The sequence below is a fragment of the Tersicoccus sp. Bi-70 genome (genome assembly GCF_001968825.1).
Taxonomy (GTDB): domain Bacteria; phylum Actinomycetota; class Actinomycetes; order Actinomycetales; family Micrococcaceae; genus Tersicoccus.
Genome location: NZ_MIEU01000012.1, coordinates 1 through 16,508, shown reverse-complemented (window position 1 = coordinate 16,508; position 16,508 = coordinate 1). Strand labels below are relative to the sequence as shown.

Genomic DNA, 16,508 nt, shown 5'->3' with positions numbered 1-16,508 from the left:
CGGCCAGCGGTAGGGGTGGCTGCGGTGGCTCAGCCGATCATGAAGAACCGCCAGCCGCTGCCGATCCAGGTGCGGGCGCCGAAGCCGCCACCGGTCTGCAGCGGGTAGGCCCACTGACCGCCGGCCGGGTCGATCCCGAGGACGACGTTGCGGCCGTTGAGGCTGTGTGCGTAGTAGGCGTACCCGCCCCACCCGGAGCCCACCACGGGACGGGTCTGGCTGAGGATGGCCCCGCGCCCGTCGGTGCGATAGACGAGCATCTGACCGCGGCTGTTGCGAGCGAGCAGGTCGGGGGTACCGTCGTTGCCCCAGTCGGCGATGACGAAGCCGTACCCGTTCCATCCGGTCCCGATCTTGACCCCGCTCCGGATGGCGCCGCCGGCCGGGTTGTCGTACCGGTAGAGGACGCCGGTGGTGTTGGATCGGGCGACGATGGACGGGCGAGTGGCGCCGGGCGTGACCCTGCCGACGGCGACGGTCATGGGCTGCCAACCCCGTCCGATGACGCTCATGGTGAATCCGCCCGTCCGGTTGCCCCGGTAGAGCCGCATCTCGCCGTTGTTCCACTGGGCGACGATGTCGGGCACGCCGTCGGCGTTCCAGTCGGTGTTCACGACGGTGGTCGCGCTCTGCCAGCCGTTGCTGATCAGGGTGCGAGCGGTGGTGTGCTGGTGGTAGTTCCACAGCGCACCAGACGGGTCGACGGCGATCACGTCGCTGCCACGCAGCGTCGGCACGGCCGGCGGCGCCGGAACCGGGGTCGGCGTCGGAGTCGGGACCGGCGTCGGGGTCGGAACCGGTGTCGGAGTCGGAGTCGGCGTGGGGACGATGACGGGTCCGAGCGGGGCGGTGGTCGCGGACCGCTCGGTGACCGCGGAGTAGCCGTCCAGGGCGGTGACCTCGACCATGAGCCGGTGCCCCAGATCGGCACTGGTGGTCTGGCGTTCCGCCTGCGTGGTCGCAGGACCGGACTTCACTCCGTCGAGATACCACTGATAGCGCAGACTCACGGTGGTCGGCCAGTCCCCACCGTCCGCCCGCAGGGTCCCGAGCCCGGTCGTGTCACCGATGATGGCGGGCGTGCGGGTGTTCCACACCAGGGCGACGGGCTTGACGATGCCGGTGCTGTCGGCGGTGACGGTGGCGGAGAGCCTGTCGAGCTTCGACGCGGTGATGCGGACGCCGATGACACCGCCGACGTCACTGCTGGTCAAGGTGTACGAGGCGCCGGTCGCCCCGTCGATGGGGGTGCCCTTCGTCGACCCGTACCACTGGTAGGCGAAGGTCGTGCCGGTCTCCCACGTACCCGGATCGACGGTCACGGTCCTGCCGACGGTCAGGTCCCCGGTGACGGTGGGGTCCACCGTGTGACCGACCACCTCGGGAGGAAGGATGGGTGCGGTCGGGCTGGAGGTGTACGCCTTCGCGAGGTCGCCGTAGATGCCGGTCTGGCGGACGCTGATGCGATGGTCGACGTCAGCGGTGGTGAGCCGGTAGCTGGAGTCGGTGGCGCCGTCCACGTCCACGCCGTCCCGCATCCACTGGTAGGTGACGACGACCTCGGTGGGAGACCAGTCCGCGATCGGAGCGGTGAGCGTGCTTCCGGCCTGCTGGTTGCCGCCGATGGTCTCCCAGTTCGTGGCGACGGGCTGACCTGGGGCGATCGGCGGGCTGGACAGGTTCAGGTCAACGGGCCGATAGCCCGGGGCGACGGCCGTGATGCGGAGCTGAACGGTCTGGGCGACATCGGCGTCCCCGAGCGTGTAGGACGGGCCGACCGCCCCGGCGATCGGGGTCCGGTTGCGGTACCACTGGTAGGTCAGGAGGGCAGGGGTGTCCCACTCTGTCGGCGAGATCGTCGCCGTCAGGGTCATCCGGGCCTGCGGCTTGCCGTCGATGGACGCCGTGCCGATCGTCATCTCCGGCTCGGCAAGGTAGGCGAAGTACTCCTCCGGGGTGTCGAAGACGTTGGTCGGGAGATTCCTGTACGTGTAGAAGTCGGCCATCGCCAGGGACGTGAAGCCGGGACTGGTCGTGTAGCCGATGCCGACGACATTGGAGGAAGCGTCCGACATGTGCGCGGTGGTACCCGAGTAGGCCGCCCAGATGTCGACGGCGTCCTGACCGGACGTGGTCCGCCACAGGCCCAGATTCTCCGCGTGCGCGTCGACCTGGCCCACCACCCGCGGATCCGTGCCGGCGTACGGGTTCTCGTCCGGGAACTCCATCTGCGAGGCGGTCGTGATGCCGTCCTGGGCGACCGCCCCGGCGGCGGCACCGAGCTTGACCTTCGGCAGCCCCCTGGAGGCGCGGAAGGCGTTGATGCCGTTGAAGAGGTCGGTGACCTGCTGCTTATAGGCCGCCGACGGGCCGGTGATCGGCCCGGTCGCGGTGTCCAGGGTGGCCGTCGTCGTGGTGTACGTCATGTTGCGGGCTGGAGCTGCCGAGGCGGTGGGTGCGGTAGCCAGCCCGCCGGCGCCGAGCGCCAGGGCGAGGGCCGTGGCCAGGGCAGCACGGACCGCAGTGGAGTGAGACCGGATAATGATGGGTTGTCGCTTTCTCGTCACGGACCGCCGACCTCCCCCAGTCGGTGGCCGCGTGTCGCGCCCTCATCATGCATCATCAGGGCCTTCCCCGGTAGTACTCAGCCGCAGGTCGGACGGCGTGTCCGACCGGGTGACGTCGACGCCGTCGGGGGCGGCGACGCCACCCGGTCGCCGAACAGCACTCGGGGAGGCCCGCGTTCCGACATCCCGACGAGCCGACTCGAGCGGAGCGGGCCGCTCGCGAGTGGCTACGGTGGTGATGGACCGAGCACCCGACGATCGTGCTCCACCCCGACTCGACCACAGAAAGCCGCCCTCATGACCTCCGTGTCCGCACGTCTTGCCACCGTCCTCGCCGACCACGTCGACCAGGCCTTCGCGCTGATGGGCAACGGCAACGCCTGGTTCCTCGACGCCCTGCGCACGACGGACATGCGGATCACCGCGGTGCGTCACGAGACCGCCACCGTCGCTTCGGCGGACGCCTACCACCGGGTGTCGGGGCGGATCGCCGTCGCGACGACGACCTACGGGCCCGGTTTCACGAACGCGATGACGTCCCTCGCCGAGGCCGCCCAGGCCCGCACCCCGCTCGTCCTCGTCACCGGCGCCGCGCCCACCACGGGGCAGCGCCCGTGGGACGTGGACCAGACCGCCCTCGCGGCCGCCGTCGGCGTCCCGACCTTCACGCTCGACGCCGAGGCACCCGGCCGCATCGCGGTGCAGGCCCTGCATCACGCCCGGGCGCACCGCGTCCCCGTGGTGCTCGCCCTGCCGTACGACCTGGTCAACGCCCCCAGCGACGAGAGTGAGGACGTCGCCGCGCTGCCGTTCCTGCTCCCGCCGTCGCCGCCGGAGGATGCCGTCGTCGCGCGCATCGCGGAGCTGCTCGAGGGGGCCGCGCGTCCGCTGATCCTCGCCGGGCGCGGGGCGAAGGCCGCCGGCGGGGACCTCGGGACCCTCGCCGACCGCCTCGGTGCTCTGACCGCGTCGAGCGCCCCCGCCCGGGGGACCTTCGCCGGCCGGGCGTACGACCTCGGCGTCGCCGGTGGCTTCGCCTCCACGCGCTCGGCGGAACTGATCCGCGCGGCCGACGTGGTGCTGGTCGTCGGCGCCGGCCTCAACCAGTTCACCACCGCCTTCGGTCAGGCCTTCGCCGCCGACGCCCGGGTGGTGCAGGTGGACCTCGCCGACCACGCGCTGCACGCGGCGGTGACCGACGTCGTCCGCGGTGACGCGCAGGTCGTCGTGCGGGCGCTGCTCGACGAGCTCGGCCCCGGGCAGCAGCCGGCGCAGCCGTGGGGCGGCGCCGCGGAGGCCGCCCGGGACGGACGGCTCACCTTCGACCGGGAACCGGGGGAGCAGGCCGCGCCCGACGGCCGGCTCGATCCGCGCAGCGTGATGCGGCGCCTGGACGAGGTGTTGCCGGCGGACCGGGTCGTCGTCTCCGACGGCGGTCACTTCATCGGCTGGGCGAACGCCTACCTGCAGCTGCCCGCCGCGGACAGCATCACGCTCGTCGGGACCGCCTTCCAGTCCATCGGGCTCGGCCTGCCGTCGGCTCCCGGTGTGGCTGCCGGCCGGCCGGACGCGACGGTGGTCGTCGTGACCGGCGACGGCGGTGGCCTGATGGGGCTGCCGGACCTCGACTCCCTGGCGCGGACCGCGGCCAGCGCCCTCGTGCTCGTCTTCAACGACGCCGCGTACGGCGCGGAGGTGCACCAGTACGGCTCGCAGGGGCTCGACCAGGGCATCATGCTGATCGACGAGGTGGACTTCGCGCACGTCGCGGCCGGCCTGGGCTGCGAGTCGGCGGTCGTGCGGACCTTCGCGGACCTCGACGCGGTCGAGGCCTGGGTGGCCGGCGGAGCGCGCGGCACCTTCGTCGCGGACCTGCGGATCTCCCGCGACGTCGTCGCCCCCTACATCCTCGAGATCATCGAGGCGACGCTGAAGGCGCCGAAGCCGGGGGACCCGGCGTCGACGGACGCGGCCGGCGCCCTCGCGGAGGCCTGAACGCGGCTGCGGGCCCATTCCGGCCGGCTATCCGCTGTCCGGTCCCTCCGCCACGATCTCCACTTCGACGCCCTGGCCGTTCTCGAGGAACAGGGCGGTGTGGTCCGGGCCGCCGGCGTGCGGGTACCGGTCGGCGAACAGCTCGTGCCACCCGTGCTCGCCGGCCTCCCGGCGCAGCGCGTCGAGCGCCGGCCGGTCGGCGATGCGGAAGGCCAGGTGGTTGAGCCCGGCGCGGAGTCGATCGTGGGGGCCGGTCACGTCCGGCGACTGCTCGAGCACGAGGTAGACGCCGGACTCGTGGCGCCAGATCCGGCCGCGCGGCCAGTCCGGGTCGTGATCCGCGGCGAAGCCGAGCGCGGGCAGCAGCCACCCGAAGGACGGCTCGGCCGCCGTCAGGTCATCGGTCCACAGTTCGACGTGGTGGAGCGGGTTCACGGGCGGGAACCGGTCAGCCGCGTCGCGCCGTGAGGACGGCGACGCCGGGCCCGGTCAGGTCGGAGAGCGCAGCCGGCCGGCCCGCGACCGCCAGCAGCAGCGCCTCGGCCGGACCGTCGATGCGGGGCGCCGTGGTCGAGCCGTGCGCCCAGTTGGCGTCGGTGGCGATCAGGCGCAGATCCTCGACGTGCCGCCGCGACGGCAGCGTGGGCGCGGTCAGCGCGAAGTCCAGCGCCGGGACCGTCCGCTCCGCGGGCACGTCGCGCGGCAGGCCGAGCGGCCGGCGGATGTCCTGGTGGTGGATGAGGGCGTCCGTCAGACCGACCGCCCCACCGAAGGTGGCCGTGATGCCCCGCGGGGTGAGCCGGCGGGCGAGCAGGTCGATCAGCTGGGCCGGCTGGTGTCCCGCGTACCGGTGCAGGGCGACGTCGTTCATCCGCGGGAAGGAGAGGCGACCGCGCGCGATCGTGCCGAGCAGGCCGACGGGGGAGAGCCCGTCGAAGGAGATCACGTGGGCGACGACGTCGCGCACGGTCCACCCGGCGCACAGCGTCGGTGCCTGCCACTGCTCCGGGGTCAGGGTGCGCAGGAGTGCCAGCAGGTCGGTGCGCTCGTCGTGGGCGAGGGCGATCAGATCAGGGGAGGCAGCCATGGCCCGAGCCTAGCGTTGAGGCATACGATCCAGTCGGCCGTGGACTCGATGGTCAGCATGATTTGAATCTCGATAATCGAGACGTAGTCTGAGGCCAACGACGGCGCCGATGCAGCGGGGCCGCATTCAGGAAGGCCGTCGATGTCCACTCTGCGCAGGATCGCCGCCACCGTCAGTATCACCGTCGCCGCATCACTCTCGCTCGCCGGTTGCGCCGGCTTCGGCGGGGGAGGCGGCGGCAACGACGCGGGGGGAGGAGGGGCGTCGAGCGGTGGGACGCCGACGGGCAACATCACCTTCACCACCTGGGCCAGTAAAGCGGAGCAGACGTCCTTCGAATCCCTGGTCAAGAAGTTCCAGGGGGAGCACCCCGGCACGACCATCAAGCTCAACGTGGTGCCCTACGAGCAGATGTTCTCCAACATCGACGCCCAGCTCTCGTCCGGCGACGCGCCGGACGTCTTCCGGGTCGACTACGGCAACCTCGGCGTCTACTCGAGCCAGGACCAGCTGCTGGACGTCTCCAGCTCGTTCTCCGCGGACGAGAGCAAGCAGTTCACCCCGGCCATGTGGGAGGCGGTCTCCCACGACGGCAAGCCCTACGGCGTGCCGCACCAGACCGACGTCTCGGCCCTCGCCGTCAACACCGACATGCTGCAGAAGGCGGGCATCGACCCGGCGTCCCTGCCGAAGACGCAGGACGACGCGTGGACGTGGGACGAGTTCCAGGCCGTGGCCACCAAGCTGCGCGCGAACCTGCCGGCCAACAAGTACCCGTTCGTCGACAACTGGCAGCTGGCCGGAGCCACCCGCTGGCTGAGCTGGCTGTTCCAGGCCGACGGCAAGCTGCTGCAGGACGACCAGAAGACCCCGGCCGTCAACTCGGACGAGGGCCGGCGGGCGCTGGATCTGACGAAGAGCTTCTTCGCCAAGAAGTGGGTGCCGCCCACGAGCTCGATCAAGTCCCCGACCTACGCCGACTCCCTGTTCACCGAGGGAACGACCGCCATGGCCTTCCTCGGCTCGTTCCTCATCCCGGACATGAACAACCTCGCCAAGTTCAAGTGGACCGTCGTGCCGATGCCGAAGGACAAGCGCGCGGCGACCGACCTGGGTGGCAACGCGGTGGTCGCGACGAAGGCGACCAAGAACCCGCAGCTGGCCGCGGCGTTCCTGAAGTTCCTCGTCCAGCCCGACAACATGGCCGCGTTCTGCGGGGCCACCAACGAGCTGCCGACCCGCACCGACCTGGCCGGCAGCAAGGTCACCTACAAGGTGCGGCCGGACGTGATGCCGGTGTTCGTCGACCAGGCGGCCACCATCCAGCCCAGCGACGTCAAGCAGATCACCTCCCCGGTGATGGCCGCCGCCAACACGGCGCTGCAGGACCAGCTCGACGCCGCGTTCGTCGGCAACCAGTCGACGCAGGACACCCTCGACAAGCTCACCTCCGCCATCCAGAAGGCGGCCGACAAGTGATCGCCGGTCGGCGCGGCCACCGGCGCACGCGGCCGCGCCCCGGCGTGGGCGTGACGTCGTGAGCCCGGTCGCATGAGCGCGCTGGCAGGGGAGCGGCGCACCGCCGTCGTGGTCCCCGAGCGCGTCAGCCGACGGCAGCCCGGCGGACGACACGTGGGCCGCCGGCTGAGCGCCCAGCTGGCCGGCTGGACCTTCCTCGGGCCCAACCTGGTGCTGCTGGTCGCGTTCCTCTTCGTCCCCATCATCTGGGCCGCGGTGCTCTCGTTCCAGCACTCGCGCGGCTTCGGGACGCCCACGTGGGCGGGAATCGCCAACTACACGCAGATGCTCAGCGACGCCGTGTTCTGGCAGAGCGCGTGGAACACGCTGGTGTTCACCGTCTGCACCGTGCCGGTGGAGATCGCCGGAGGACTGGGGCTGGCGGTGCTGTTCAACTCGGTGCTGCCGGGCCGGACGGTGTTCCGCACCATCATCGTGCTGCCCATGGTGATCTCGGGCGTCGCGTCCGGCCTGATCGCGACGATCATGTTCTACCAGTCCAACGGATTGATCAACAAGATCCTCACGGCGGCAGGGCTGCCGACGGTGTCGTGGCAGTCCGCGCCCGTCCCGGCCATGTTCTCGGTCATCGTCGTCTCGATCTGGCTGCGCCTGGGCTTCAACATGATCATCTACCTGGCCGGGCTCCAGTCGATCTCCCCGCAGCTGTACGAGGCGGCGCGGATCGACGGGGCCACGCGCTGGCAGCAGTTCCGTTCGGTCACCGTGCCGCTGGTGGGGCCGTCCACCTTCTTCCTGCTGGTGATGAACGTGATCGCCTCGTTCCAGGTGTTCGACGTCATCTTCGTCATGACGGGCGGGGGACCGGGCAACGCCACCTCCGTGCTGGTCACCTACGCCTACCGCAACGGCTTCCAGATCCGGGAGCAGAGCTACGGCGCGGCGATCGGCATCGTCATCCTGATCATCACCCTGGCCTTCACGGTGATCCAGTGGCTGTCCAGTCGCAGCCGGGACCTGGTGGAGTGATGGGCGCGCGGATCGCCGAGCGCCCGTCCGAGCGAACGAACGTCGGCAGGAGAAGACCATGACGGCAGGAGCGGCCGACGGCGCCGTGCAGGCGACGGTCGCGCAGGTCGCCGTCGACGACGCGCAGGACACCGAGGCGGCGACGGAGCGGCGGCGGCGCCCGCCGTCGGAAGCCCGACGCGGTGTCGCGTGGCGGGTGCTGATCGCGGCGGTGGTCGCCGTCATCGTGATCTTCCCGCTGTACTGGATGCTCGTGGTGGCCTTCTCGCCGCGCGGCGAGGTGTTCGAACCCGGGCTGCACCTGTGGCCGAGCACGTTCACGTTCGAGAACTTCGCCGGGATCCTCGCGGACTACCCGGTGGTCACCTGGTTCGGGAATTCCCTCGTGATCGGGGTGATCGTCACGGTGGTGACCGTGGCGGTCAACCTGCTCGCCGGGTACGCGTTCGCGCGGCTGCCGTTCCGCGGCCGTTCGGCCATCTTCCTGCTGTGCCTCGCGACCATGATGATCCCGGTGCAGGCGATCATGGTGGCCCAGTTCCGGTTGATCTCCGGCCTCGGGATCTTCGGCACCTTCTGGGGCGTCATCCTGCCGGCGGCCGCCGCGGCGTTCGGCATCTTCCTGGCGCGCCAGTTCTTCCTCTCCATCCCGGAGGAGCTGATCGAGGCGGCGCTGGTCGACGGCGCCGGGCGGCTGCGGATCTTCCTGCAGGTGGTGTTGCCGTTGAGCCGGCCGCTGATCGCCGTGCTGACGCTGCTGACGTTCCTCGGGGCGTGGAACGACTTCGCGTGGCCGCTGATCGCGCTCAAGGACAACGAGCTGTTCACCCTGCCGATCGGGATGCTGTACCTGAAGAACCAGACGACCCCGGACTACAACTCGATCATGGCGCTGGCCCTGATCTCGGTGATCCCAATGGTGCTTCTGTTCCTGCTGTTCCAACGGTACTTCGTCCAGGGCTTCTCCCGGGCCGGCATCCGCTGAGGCTCGATCCCGCCGCGTCGTCCTGACGCTGGTCGAGGCGCGCGCCCTGCTTCGATCCCGGGCTGGCGGCGTCGGATCTATCCGGACCTGCCGGGCATCGGACGCACGCCCGCGCCGCCGTCGATCGCCGATGCCGACGACGTCCTGCTCGTCGGGCACTCGGCCGGCGCGTACTACGCACAGGCCCTGGCGCATCGGATCACCAGCCGCGTTGCCGGCCTGGCTCTGGTCTGTCCCTTGCTTCCCAGCACGCACGACGTGCCCGCCCACGTGCCGGTGATCGCCGACAACGCGCTCGGTGACGCGGAGTTCCGTGACTACTTCGTGGTGCAGACGCCGGCGATGCTGGCCCGATACGAGCAGTTCGTCGCGCCGGCGGCCGCACTGGTGGATGCGGCCGCGATGGAGCGCATCGGGCAACGCTGGGAGCTGACGACACCGGCGGGGGAGACCTGTGCCGGTCCGGTGCTGCTGGTTGCCGGGCGCCAGGACGCGACGGTCGGCTGGGCGGCGACGGTGGAGCTGCTCGAGGTCTACCCGGGGGCGACCCTGGCGGTGCTCGACGGCGCCGGGCATGCGCTGCCGCACGAGCAGCCCGGCGTCCTGGCCGCCCTGGTGCAGGACTGGCTCAGGCGGGTTGCCACAGCTCGATCCGGCGACCCTCCGGGTCGGTGACCCAGCCGAACCGGCCGACGCCGTCCATCTCCTGCGTCTCGTCGGCGACGTCGGCGCCTTTCTCCCGCAGCTGGGCGAGCATCGCGTCCAGGTCGCGGACCCGGAGGTTGAGCATGGCCTGCTGGCTGGGGGAGCCGAGGTAGTCGGTGTCGGCGGGGAAGGCGGCGAACACCGTGGGCCCGGCCGCCGGGTTCCACTGGCCGTACTCGTCGAACTCCATACCGAGGACGTCGCGGTACCAGGCGGTCAGCGCCTCGGGGTCCCGCGCGCGAACGAAGTAGCCGCCGATGCCGAGGACGTGTTCCATGGCCTCAGTGTGCCAGTGACGTGCAGTCGCGACGAGCGGTTGTTCCTGGACATCTTCCGCCGTGTGGCAGAAGTGCTACGATTGCGCGCATGCCGACGATCGCATCCCGAGATCTGCGGAATCACACGGCCGACGTGCTGCGCCAGGTGGCTGACGGCGACCGGGTCACGATCACGGTGCATGGCCGCCCGGTGGCGGAGATCACCCCGGTGCGGACCGACCGGCCGGTGTTCCTCACCCGTGCCGACGTCCTGGATCTCCTGACCACGAACCGGGCCGATCCCGGACTGACCGCGGACCTGGCGGAGCTGGCGGGGGAGACGACGGACGATCTGGGGGCACTGTGACCGCCCTGCTGGACACCAGCGTCCTGATCGCCAGCGAGTCCGGCCGGCTCCTGGACGTCAATGCCATTCCGGAGCAGTCGGCCATCTGTGTCATCACGATCGGTGAATTACACGCCGGCGTACTGGCCGCGTCCGACACGGAAACCCGCGCACGGCGGCTGGCCACCCTGCAGGCGGCGTCCGTGGTGGAGCCGTTGGCGATCACCGCCGTCGCCGCACGTCACTGGGCCGACCTGCGAGTTCGGCTCGCAGATGCGGGCCGTCGGGCAAAGGTCAACGACCTCTGGATCGCCGCGGTGGCCGCAGCCAACGGACTCGCCGTGGTCACTCAGGACGATGACTTCGACTCCATCGAGGAGGTCGGCGGTCCCGCCGTCATCCGGGTCTGAGCGGATCTTCGGCACTCTGCTGAACGCCGATAACCGACGTTATGTCATCCTGATACTTCGAGAACCTGAATGAGCGCGCGCTCCGCGCTGTTACACGCGCGTCGAGTCCTTAGTCATCTCTTGAGCGGCCCCGGCCCACCGCCTCCATCTTGTGCCGTGCGCCTTTACCTGACCGAGACCTCAATCTTCGGCAACGAGGACCCGCATTCGCTAGCTCGTTACGCAAAGAGTGCCAATTTTCACCATATCGCGGTGGATCAAACTATTGAGTCTTCTGGCGCTAGAGGGGAATCCCTTAGATTAACCCAACTTTCTCTTCAGACAGCCCGTCTTGTATGGACAATCCTACTCGGCCGTGACAAGTTAGTTACCCATTTGCGCCTGGACGATAGTGCTGAATGGAGGCGAAGATGAAGCGTCCCATCGACTTTCTAGGAGCGATTACCATGAGTAGCACAACGCACCGCATGAGTAGGACCGCCCGTCGCGTCGCCATTTCCGCCGTCGTCGCCTGCGCCGGCCTCGTCGCCACCGCGATGCCGGCCCAGGCCGCCGACACCGGAGTGTTCGACGGCAACCCGGTCACCTGCACGCGCAACATCAACATCGGCGCCGCTGAACCGGTCATCGCGACGGACGGCCGGGTGGTCGGCTACTCGCAGATGCGTTGGTCGGACAGCTGTCAGGCCAACTGGATCCGGGCCTGGACGGCGAACGGTCAGGTGACCACCATGCAGAGCCTCATCTTCCAGAACCAGCCGACCAGCCCGAACCGGAAGTACTCGAAGTCCGACGACTGGGCCGCGCTGCACTGGACCATGTACATCCGCGCCGGTGTCACGGAGCGGATGTGCGGCAGCACCAAGATCTGGGACACGCGCACGCAGAACTGGGCGTACTCCGCCAACTACTGCCGCGTGTAACTCCTGGTCGACGACGCGCGCCGCTCCCGCGCGTAGCTAACACCGGCGGGGCTACTAGCAGTCTTAGTAACCGCAGTCAGGCGAGTGCGGCGATCGTCGATCCTTACCGGCGCACCGTAGTGATGTCACCGTTGCCGCGATCAGTATTGCGATTCAGCGTCATGACCGGCAGACAAGCGGTGACCCGGGAAATGCGAGAGGGCCGGCACAGTGTTACCTGTGCCGGCCCTCTCTGTTTTCCTCGCCAAAGGAAATCTAGGGGTGGTGCTCATCAGTCGAGGTTGGCCGGGGGGTATATCAGGTCGACGACGGAGTCGATGCCTGGTCCGTTGGTGTCGTGATGGGCGATCGCGTCCTCGAGCGGGGTGTGTTCGATGATGGCGACCGGTGTCATGGGTTGGATCAGGTCAGCGCTCATACCCCACTGTACCGAGTGCGTCAGACAGTCGCCTGGGCTCGAGCGGGGTGGCGGATGATGCCGGCCTGATCGTCGTCTTCGATGTGCACGGTGACGGTGTGCCCGGTCGCGCGGATCCGTGCGGCGGTGGTCTCGATCAGGAACACGGGAGCACCGCCGGGCGCGCTGGTGCCGGCGGACCAGGCCGTGGGGCCGGCGTGAGACCAGCCGCCGGCGGTGAGGACGTCGACGACGTCCTGGTCGGTGATGTCGTCCCCGGTGATGGTCGTTCCCGTGCCGGGGGTGTGTTCGATGGTGAGCTGGTGCGCGCGCATCATGAACCTTCTTCGTCGCGGGTCCGCCGGTGGGGCTGGGCCGCCCTCTCGGGCGGCCCAGCGGTGGTCTAGTCGTCGAGGGGATCCATCAGGGTGATGACCGGGGCGGGGGTGTCGCCGGGTCCGCAGCGCATCACGATGGGGAAGGTTTCCCCGGTGGCGGGCTTGGTGTAGGTGAAGGCGCGGCGGTCACCACGCGGGCCGGTGCGGGCCTGCTCGACGGCTTCGTTGAGGAGCATCCGGATGTTCAGCTCCTGGGCGGCGCCGCTGGTCTCACGGATCACCCCGATCCACACGGCACGGGTGACGGCCACGGGGTAGGCGAAACCGAACCGCTGGGCGTACTCGGTGATGTCGATGAGGACACCGTCGGCGAGGGCCTGGGCCCGGGTGTAGGAGTGGATGATCTCGGCGTTGTCGAATGGGTTGTCGGTCATGGTCTTCTCTCCTTGGCGAGGTGGGGAACGGTCCGGTACCAGCCGCCCGGCCCTTGCTCTTCCCCATCGTTTTTCCGGCTGGCGAGCTTGCGAGCTGCGGCCGACGGAAAGCCGGTCAACCCGCAAGGGCGGCGGGGGAACGATCCGGTGCGGCGATGGGAGCGACGCAGGAGCGCGTCGTGCCGGATCGTGGCGGAGCCGGCCCCGGAGGGGCTTGACCGGCTTGGAGCGGCCGCGATAATCCGCCAGGACAGCCGGACAAACGGGGTTCCCGTCGACGGGTGCAGCGCCAGCGGAGGCCGGCGGCGGGGCGGGACAGTCCGAGCGCAGCGAGGCCCGCGTGCCGGTCCGAGCGCGCGAGGACCGGTGCCCTGGCCCCGGCGTGCTGTTGGCCGGGGCCAGCCGCCCTAGGTGGTGAGCCCGGCCGGTGACCGGACCCACCACCAGCGGGGGGCTCAGCCGCGCCGGTAGGCGGTGGCCCGGTTCTGGGCGACCCGGAGGACGGTGCCGCTGTCGCAGGCCTTGGCGACGAGGCGAGCCAGCTCGTGGGTCGGGTCGGCCTGCCGGGCCAGATCGGCCCACGCGGCCGCGTCCGTCCCGGCACCCTTGGCCCACGCGAACGTGGCGAGGACGGCGAACAGGCCCGCCCGGTGACTGGCCGGGGTGAGCTTGAGCGCCTGCAGGATCACAGCCTCGGCCGCGTCGACGCGCTCCCAGTCCGGGCGGGTCTGACCCTCCATGAGCAACGCCCACGCGGTGGCGAGGTCCTGCCCGCGGGTGCCACCGAACGCGTCGGCCATCAGCCAGTCCCGCAGCGCGGCCCGCTCGGTGTAGGCCGCGAACCGGGCGGCGGCTTCCGCGTCGATCGTCTCGGCGGCCAGCAGGTCGGCGAGCAGGGACCGGGCGGCCTGTACGTCCTCGTGGTCCTCGTCCGCGTTCGGTGGGGCGGTCAAGGACCGTGCGGCCCGGCCGATCCGTGCCCCCTGCACGGTCGGGCCCTCGTAGGCCGGGGCGCTGACCGGGTCCCGCTCCGCTGCCCCGTGCTCGACGCGAGCGGTGATCCCGGCGGTACTGCCGGTCACCTCGGACCACATCGACCACACGCCCAGGTCCGGGACGATGGTGCGCCGCGCGGCGGGGGTGCAGTGGAACAGGCGGAACAGGTCGATGCCCTCCGAGTTGACCGCTTCGGTGACGGCGTCGGTCAGGCCGCCGAACCGGTCCACGTCTTCGCTGTAGAGGGCGACCATCAGCCGGTCCAGCGGGCCGCCGGTGGTGATCGTGTCCACCACGAACAGGGCGAACGCTCGGACGGTGTTCTCGTCCTCGACGTACTGAGGCAGATCCAGCCGCAGACTCGGACCCAACTCGGTCCCGTGCCCGGTCATCCCCTGGACCAGCAGCGAGTCGGTCGGGCGACGCCCGGAGGTCAGTTCCATCAGGGCGAGCAGGTCGGCGTGGGTGCGGACGGTGATGGGCTTGGTCATGTCGTGCTCCTTTGGCGAGTCGGGGCTGGGACGGAACCAGCCGCGTCCCTCTCTCCCATTTGTTTTTCCGGCTGGCGAGCATGCGAGCTGCGGCCGACGGAAAGCGGGTCAACCCGTAGGGCGGCGGGGGAGAGAATCTGCCGGCGATGTGAGCGACGCAGGAGCGCGTCGGCAGAATCTCGGAGGAGCCGGCCCCGACGAAGGAGGGGCTTGAACCGCTTGGAGCGGCCGCGATAATCCGAAGGACAGCCGGAAAAACAAGGGGGCACCGACGACGTGCCGGAGCTTGCGACAGGCCGGCGGCGGTGACTCATTCGCCCGAGCGCAGCGAGGACCGCTTCCCGGTTCGAGCGTGCGAGGACCGGGCCCCGGCCCCGGCACGCTTCACGCCGGGGCAGGCACGCCCTGGTGGTGGACCCGGCCGCTCGACCGGACCCACCACCCGCTGCGGCTACTTGGTGTCGGCCATGAGTCGTTCGACGTCGGCGGGCGTGTATCCCCAGCTGATCAGGGCGGTCAGGTACTCCCCCGCCCCGGAGGGCCGGTTCCGCCACGAGCCGCGATCCATGTCGGCCTCGATGCACCCGATCACCGCGGCGAGGGCCACCATCGTCGGGTCGGTGGTTCGCTTCGCGGCCCACGCGGGGCCGTCGTCGCCCTTGGCCATCCGGATCGACTCGACGATGTTGTGGCCGACCTGGTAGGGGTGCCCGGTGATGCGGGCGGCGATGAATCGGGCCGCGTCTTTGGGCGGGGTCTTGCGGGAGAGCAGGGTGGACACGAACTCGCGGCGGACGACTTGGGCGGCTTCCATGGCGCGGTTGTTCTCCACCACGGCCCGGCGTTCGGCCTTCTGCTCCTCGGTCATCCCGCCCCCGGCAGCCCCGTAGTCGCCGCTGGTGCGGCGGCGGCTGTAGCCGCAGGACTTCCAGTCCAGCACCGCGTAGGAGTGCACGACCTCCCCGGACCAGTCGGTGCCGACGTAGACGGCGTTCGCGTCGTCCTCGGTCAGGGCGACCGGCCCGGTCGGGGACGGCTTCGCCAGCTCGGCCACCGCAACCGCGTCCCCGTCGTAGCCCCACGCGGCGGGGTTGCGGTCCAGAATCGTCAGACCCCGCTCCGTCGCCGTGGCCTGCGCGGTCGCCACGAGCGCGGCACGCTCACGGGACGCCTTCAACCGGGACGCCTCGTGCGCCAGCGACTCCGGGGACCGGAGGGCAACAGCGGTCAACTGCTCCTGCGCCTCGACGTCGCCGTCGAACTGCGCGAGGACGAGGGCCTGATCGACGGTCAGTCCCGTGGCCAGCGCCTCCGTGGCGGTCGCGTTGGCCTTCACAGCCAGCGTCGTCTCGACGGTGGTCTTGGCGACGCCGATCCGCTTGGCGATCCGGGTCGGGGACACCCCGAGCAGGCTCAGCTGGTGGATCGCCTCCGCACGATCCGTCTCGGTCAGCCCGGTCCGCTGGTCGTTCTCCACAACCTGCCTGGCCAGCCGATCCGCCTCTTCCGGGGTGGCGACCAGATGCACCGGGATGGTGGCCTGTCCGGCCTCGACGGCGGCAAGAGTGCGCCGCTGGCCCATCAGCACCTTCACCGTCCCGTCCTCGCCCCGGTGGGCGACCACCGGCACGAGCACGCCGTGCTCCCTGACGGAGGCGACGAACGCGGGCGTCAACCCCGCGTCGGCGCGGACGTTGGTGTCCACAGTCAGCGTGGACGGGTCCAGCTCGACGAGCGCGGGCGTCGTGGTGCTCTGGGTGGGGTTCTCGGACATGTCGTGCTCCTTGGCGAGTGGGGGCTGGGACCGGAGCCAGCGGCGTCCCTCTCCCCCGTCGTTGTATGCCTGCTGGCGAGCTTGCCGAGCGGCGGCCGACGGAGCCCCGGTCCACCCGAAGGGCGGCGGGAGGAGAGAATCTACCGGCGATGTGAGCGACGAAGGAGCGCGTCGGCAGAATCTCGGCAGGAGCCGGCCCCGGAGCGCCAGCGGAAGGGCTTGACCGGGGTGGAGCGGCCACGAAAATCCGCAGGACAGCAGGCACACCACAAGAAGAGCCAGGCGACCGGGGCGG

Annotated in this window: 17 protein-coding genes; 8 read left to right on the top strand and 9 right to left on the bottom strand. The window is 70.2% G+C overall.

From position 1 onward, the window contains the following. Positions 1 to 29: 29 nt before the first annotated feature. Positions 30 to 2,426 carry a CAP domain-containing protein gene (locus BGP79_RS09255; RefSeq protein WP_076694863.1) on the bottom strand — a complete coding sequence of 799 codons (2,397 nt, stop codon included), beginning with the start codon at positions 2,424 to 2,426 and terminating at the stop codon, positions 30 to 32. Positions 2,427 to 2,864: 438 nt separating this feature from the next. On the opposite strand from BGP79_RS09255, the gene BGP79_RS09250 reads away from it, so the two are divergent. Then, positions 2,865 to 4,562 (top strand): thiamine pyrophosphate-binding protein, encoded by a 1,698-nt coding sequence (locus tag BGP79_RS09250; protein ID WP_076694861.1) that lies wholly within the window; start codon positions 2,865 to 2,867, stop codon positions 4,560 to 4,562. A gap of 27 nt (positions 4,563 to 4,589) precedes the next feature. On the opposite strand, the gene BGP79_RS09245 is transcribed toward BGP79_RS09250, so the two are convergent. Both BGP79_RS09245 and BGP79_RS09240 read right to left on the bottom strand, forming a co-directional pair. Next, positions 4,590 to 4,997 carry a VOC family protein gene (locus tag BGP79_RS09245; RefSeq protein ID WP_076694860.1) on the bottom strand — a complete coding sequence of 136 codons (408 nt, stop codon included), beginning with the start codon at positions 4,995 to 4,997 and terminating at the stop codon, positions 4,590 to 4,592. A 13-nt stretch (positions 4,998 to 5,010) separates the two neighbouring features. Then, positions 5,011 to 5,649, bottom strand: coding sequence for a maleylpyruvate isomerase family mycothiol-dependent enzyme (locus tag BGP79_RS09240; protein WP_076694858.1), 639 nt, complete (start codon positions 5,647 to 5,649; stop codon positions 5,011 to 5,013). 141 nt (positions 5,650 to 5,790) lie between these two features. On the opposite strand from BGP79_RS09240, the gene BGP79_RS09235 reads away from it, so the two are divergent. From BGP79_RS09235 to BGP79_RS09220, 4 genes are all read left to right on the top strand, one after another. Further along, complete coding sequence (locus BGP79_RS09235) at positions 5,791 to 7,128, top strand: sugar ABC transporter substrate-binding protein (protein ID WP_076694857.1); 1,338 nt, start codon at positions 5,791 to 5,793, stop codon at positions 7,126 to 7,128. A 72-nt stretch (positions 7,129 to 7,200) separates the two neighbouring features. Further along, the gene (locus tag BGP79_RS09230; RefSeq protein ID WP_083701755.1) at positions 7,201 to 8,157 is read left to right on the top strand and encodes a carbohydrate ABC transporter permease; all 957 of its coding nucleotides are present in this window, start codon (positions 7,201 to 7,203) and stop codon (positions 8,155 to 8,157) included. A 58-nt stretch (positions 8,158 to 8,215) separates the two neighbouring features. Continuing rightward, entirely contained in the window at positions 8,216 to 9,142 is a 927-nt protein-coding gene (locus BGP79_RS09225) for a carbohydrate ABC transporter permease (protein ID WP_083701754.1), read from the top strand. 6 nt (positions 9,143 to 9,148) lie between these two features. Continuing rightward, the gene (locus BGP79_RS09220; RefSeq protein WP_076694853.1) at positions 9,149 to 9,817 is read left to right on the top strand and encodes an alpha/beta fold hydrolase; all 669 of its coding nucleotides are present in this window, start codon (positions 9,149 to 9,151) and stop codon (positions 9,815 to 9,817) included. Here the strand turns inward: BGP79_RS09220 and BGP79_RS09215 are convergent. Then, positions 9,771 to 10,124, bottom strand: coding sequence for a VOC family protein (locus BGP79_RS09215; protein ID WP_076694851.1), 354 nt, complete (start codon positions 10,122 to 10,124; stop codon positions 9,771 to 9,773). The genes BGP79_RS09220 and BGP79_RS09215 overlap by 47 nt on opposite strands. Before the next feature lie 89 nt (positions 10,125 to 10,213). On the opposite strand from BGP79_RS09215, the gene BGP79_RS09210 reads away from it, so the two are divergent. From BGP79_RS09210 to BGP79_RS09200, 3 genes are all read left to right on the top strand, one after another. Continuing rightward, the gene (locus BGP79_RS09210) at positions 10,214 to 10,471 is read left to right on the top strand and encodes a type II toxin-antitoxin system Phd/YefM family antitoxin (RefSeq protein WP_076694849.1); all 258 of its coding nucleotides are present in this window, start codon (positions 10,214 to 10,216) and stop codon (positions 10,469 to 10,471) included. Next, entirely contained in the window at positions 10,468 to 10,860 is a 393-nt protein-coding gene (locus BGP79_RS09205) for a PIN domain-containing protein (RefSeq protein WP_198928459.1), read from the top strand. Before BGP79_RS09210 ends, BGP79_RS09205 begins: the two co-directional genes overlap by 4 nt. Before the next feature lie 467 nt (positions 10,861 to 11,327). After that, on the top strand, positions 11,328 to 11,783 hold the full coding sequence (locus tag BGP79_RS09200) for a hypothetical protein (RefSeq protein WP_076694847.1): 456 nt from the start codon (positions 11,328 to 11,330) through the stop codon (positions 11,781 to 11,783). A gap of 271 nt (positions 11,784 to 12,054) precedes the next feature. Here BGP79_RS09200 and BGP79_RS16610 read toward each other — a convergent pair whose 3' ends face one another. The 5 genes from BGP79_RS16610 to BGP79_RS09180 form a co-directional block, all read right to left on the bottom strand. Continuing rightward, positions 12,055 to 12,201 (bottom strand): hypothetical protein, encoded by a 147-nt coding sequence (locus tag BGP79_RS16610; protein WP_158067169.1) that lies wholly within the window; start codon positions 12,199 to 12,201, stop codon positions 12,055 to 12,057. A 20-nt stretch (positions 12,202 to 12,221) separates the two neighbouring features. Continuing rightward, positions 12,222 to 12,518: a hypothetical protein gene (locus tag BGP79_RS09195; RefSeq protein WP_076694846.1), complete on the bottom strand. Its 297-nt coding sequence runs from the start codon at positions 12,516 to 12,518 to the stop codon at positions 12,222 to 12,224. A gap of 65 nt (positions 12,519 to 12,583) precedes the next feature. Continuing rightward, entirely contained in the window at positions 12,584 to 12,952 is a 369-nt protein-coding gene (locus BGP79_RS09190) for a DUF6573 family protein (RefSeq protein ID WP_076694844.1), read from the bottom strand. A gap of 455 nt (positions 12,953 to 13,407) precedes the next feature. Beyond that, positions 13,408 to 14,439, bottom strand: a complete 1,032-nt coding sequence (locus BGP79_RS09185) for a DUF4192 family protein (protein ID WP_076694843.1) — start codon at positions 14,437 to 14,439, stop codon at positions 13,408 to 13,410. 451 nt (positions 14,440 to 14,890) lie between these two features. After that, positions 14,891 to 16,213, bottom strand: coding sequence for a ParB/RepB/Spo0J family partition protein (locus BGP79_RS09180; RefSeq protein WP_076694841.1), 1,323 nt, complete (start codon positions 16,211 to 16,213; stop codon positions 14,891 to 14,893). Positions 16,214 to 16,508: the final 295 nt, after the last annotated feature.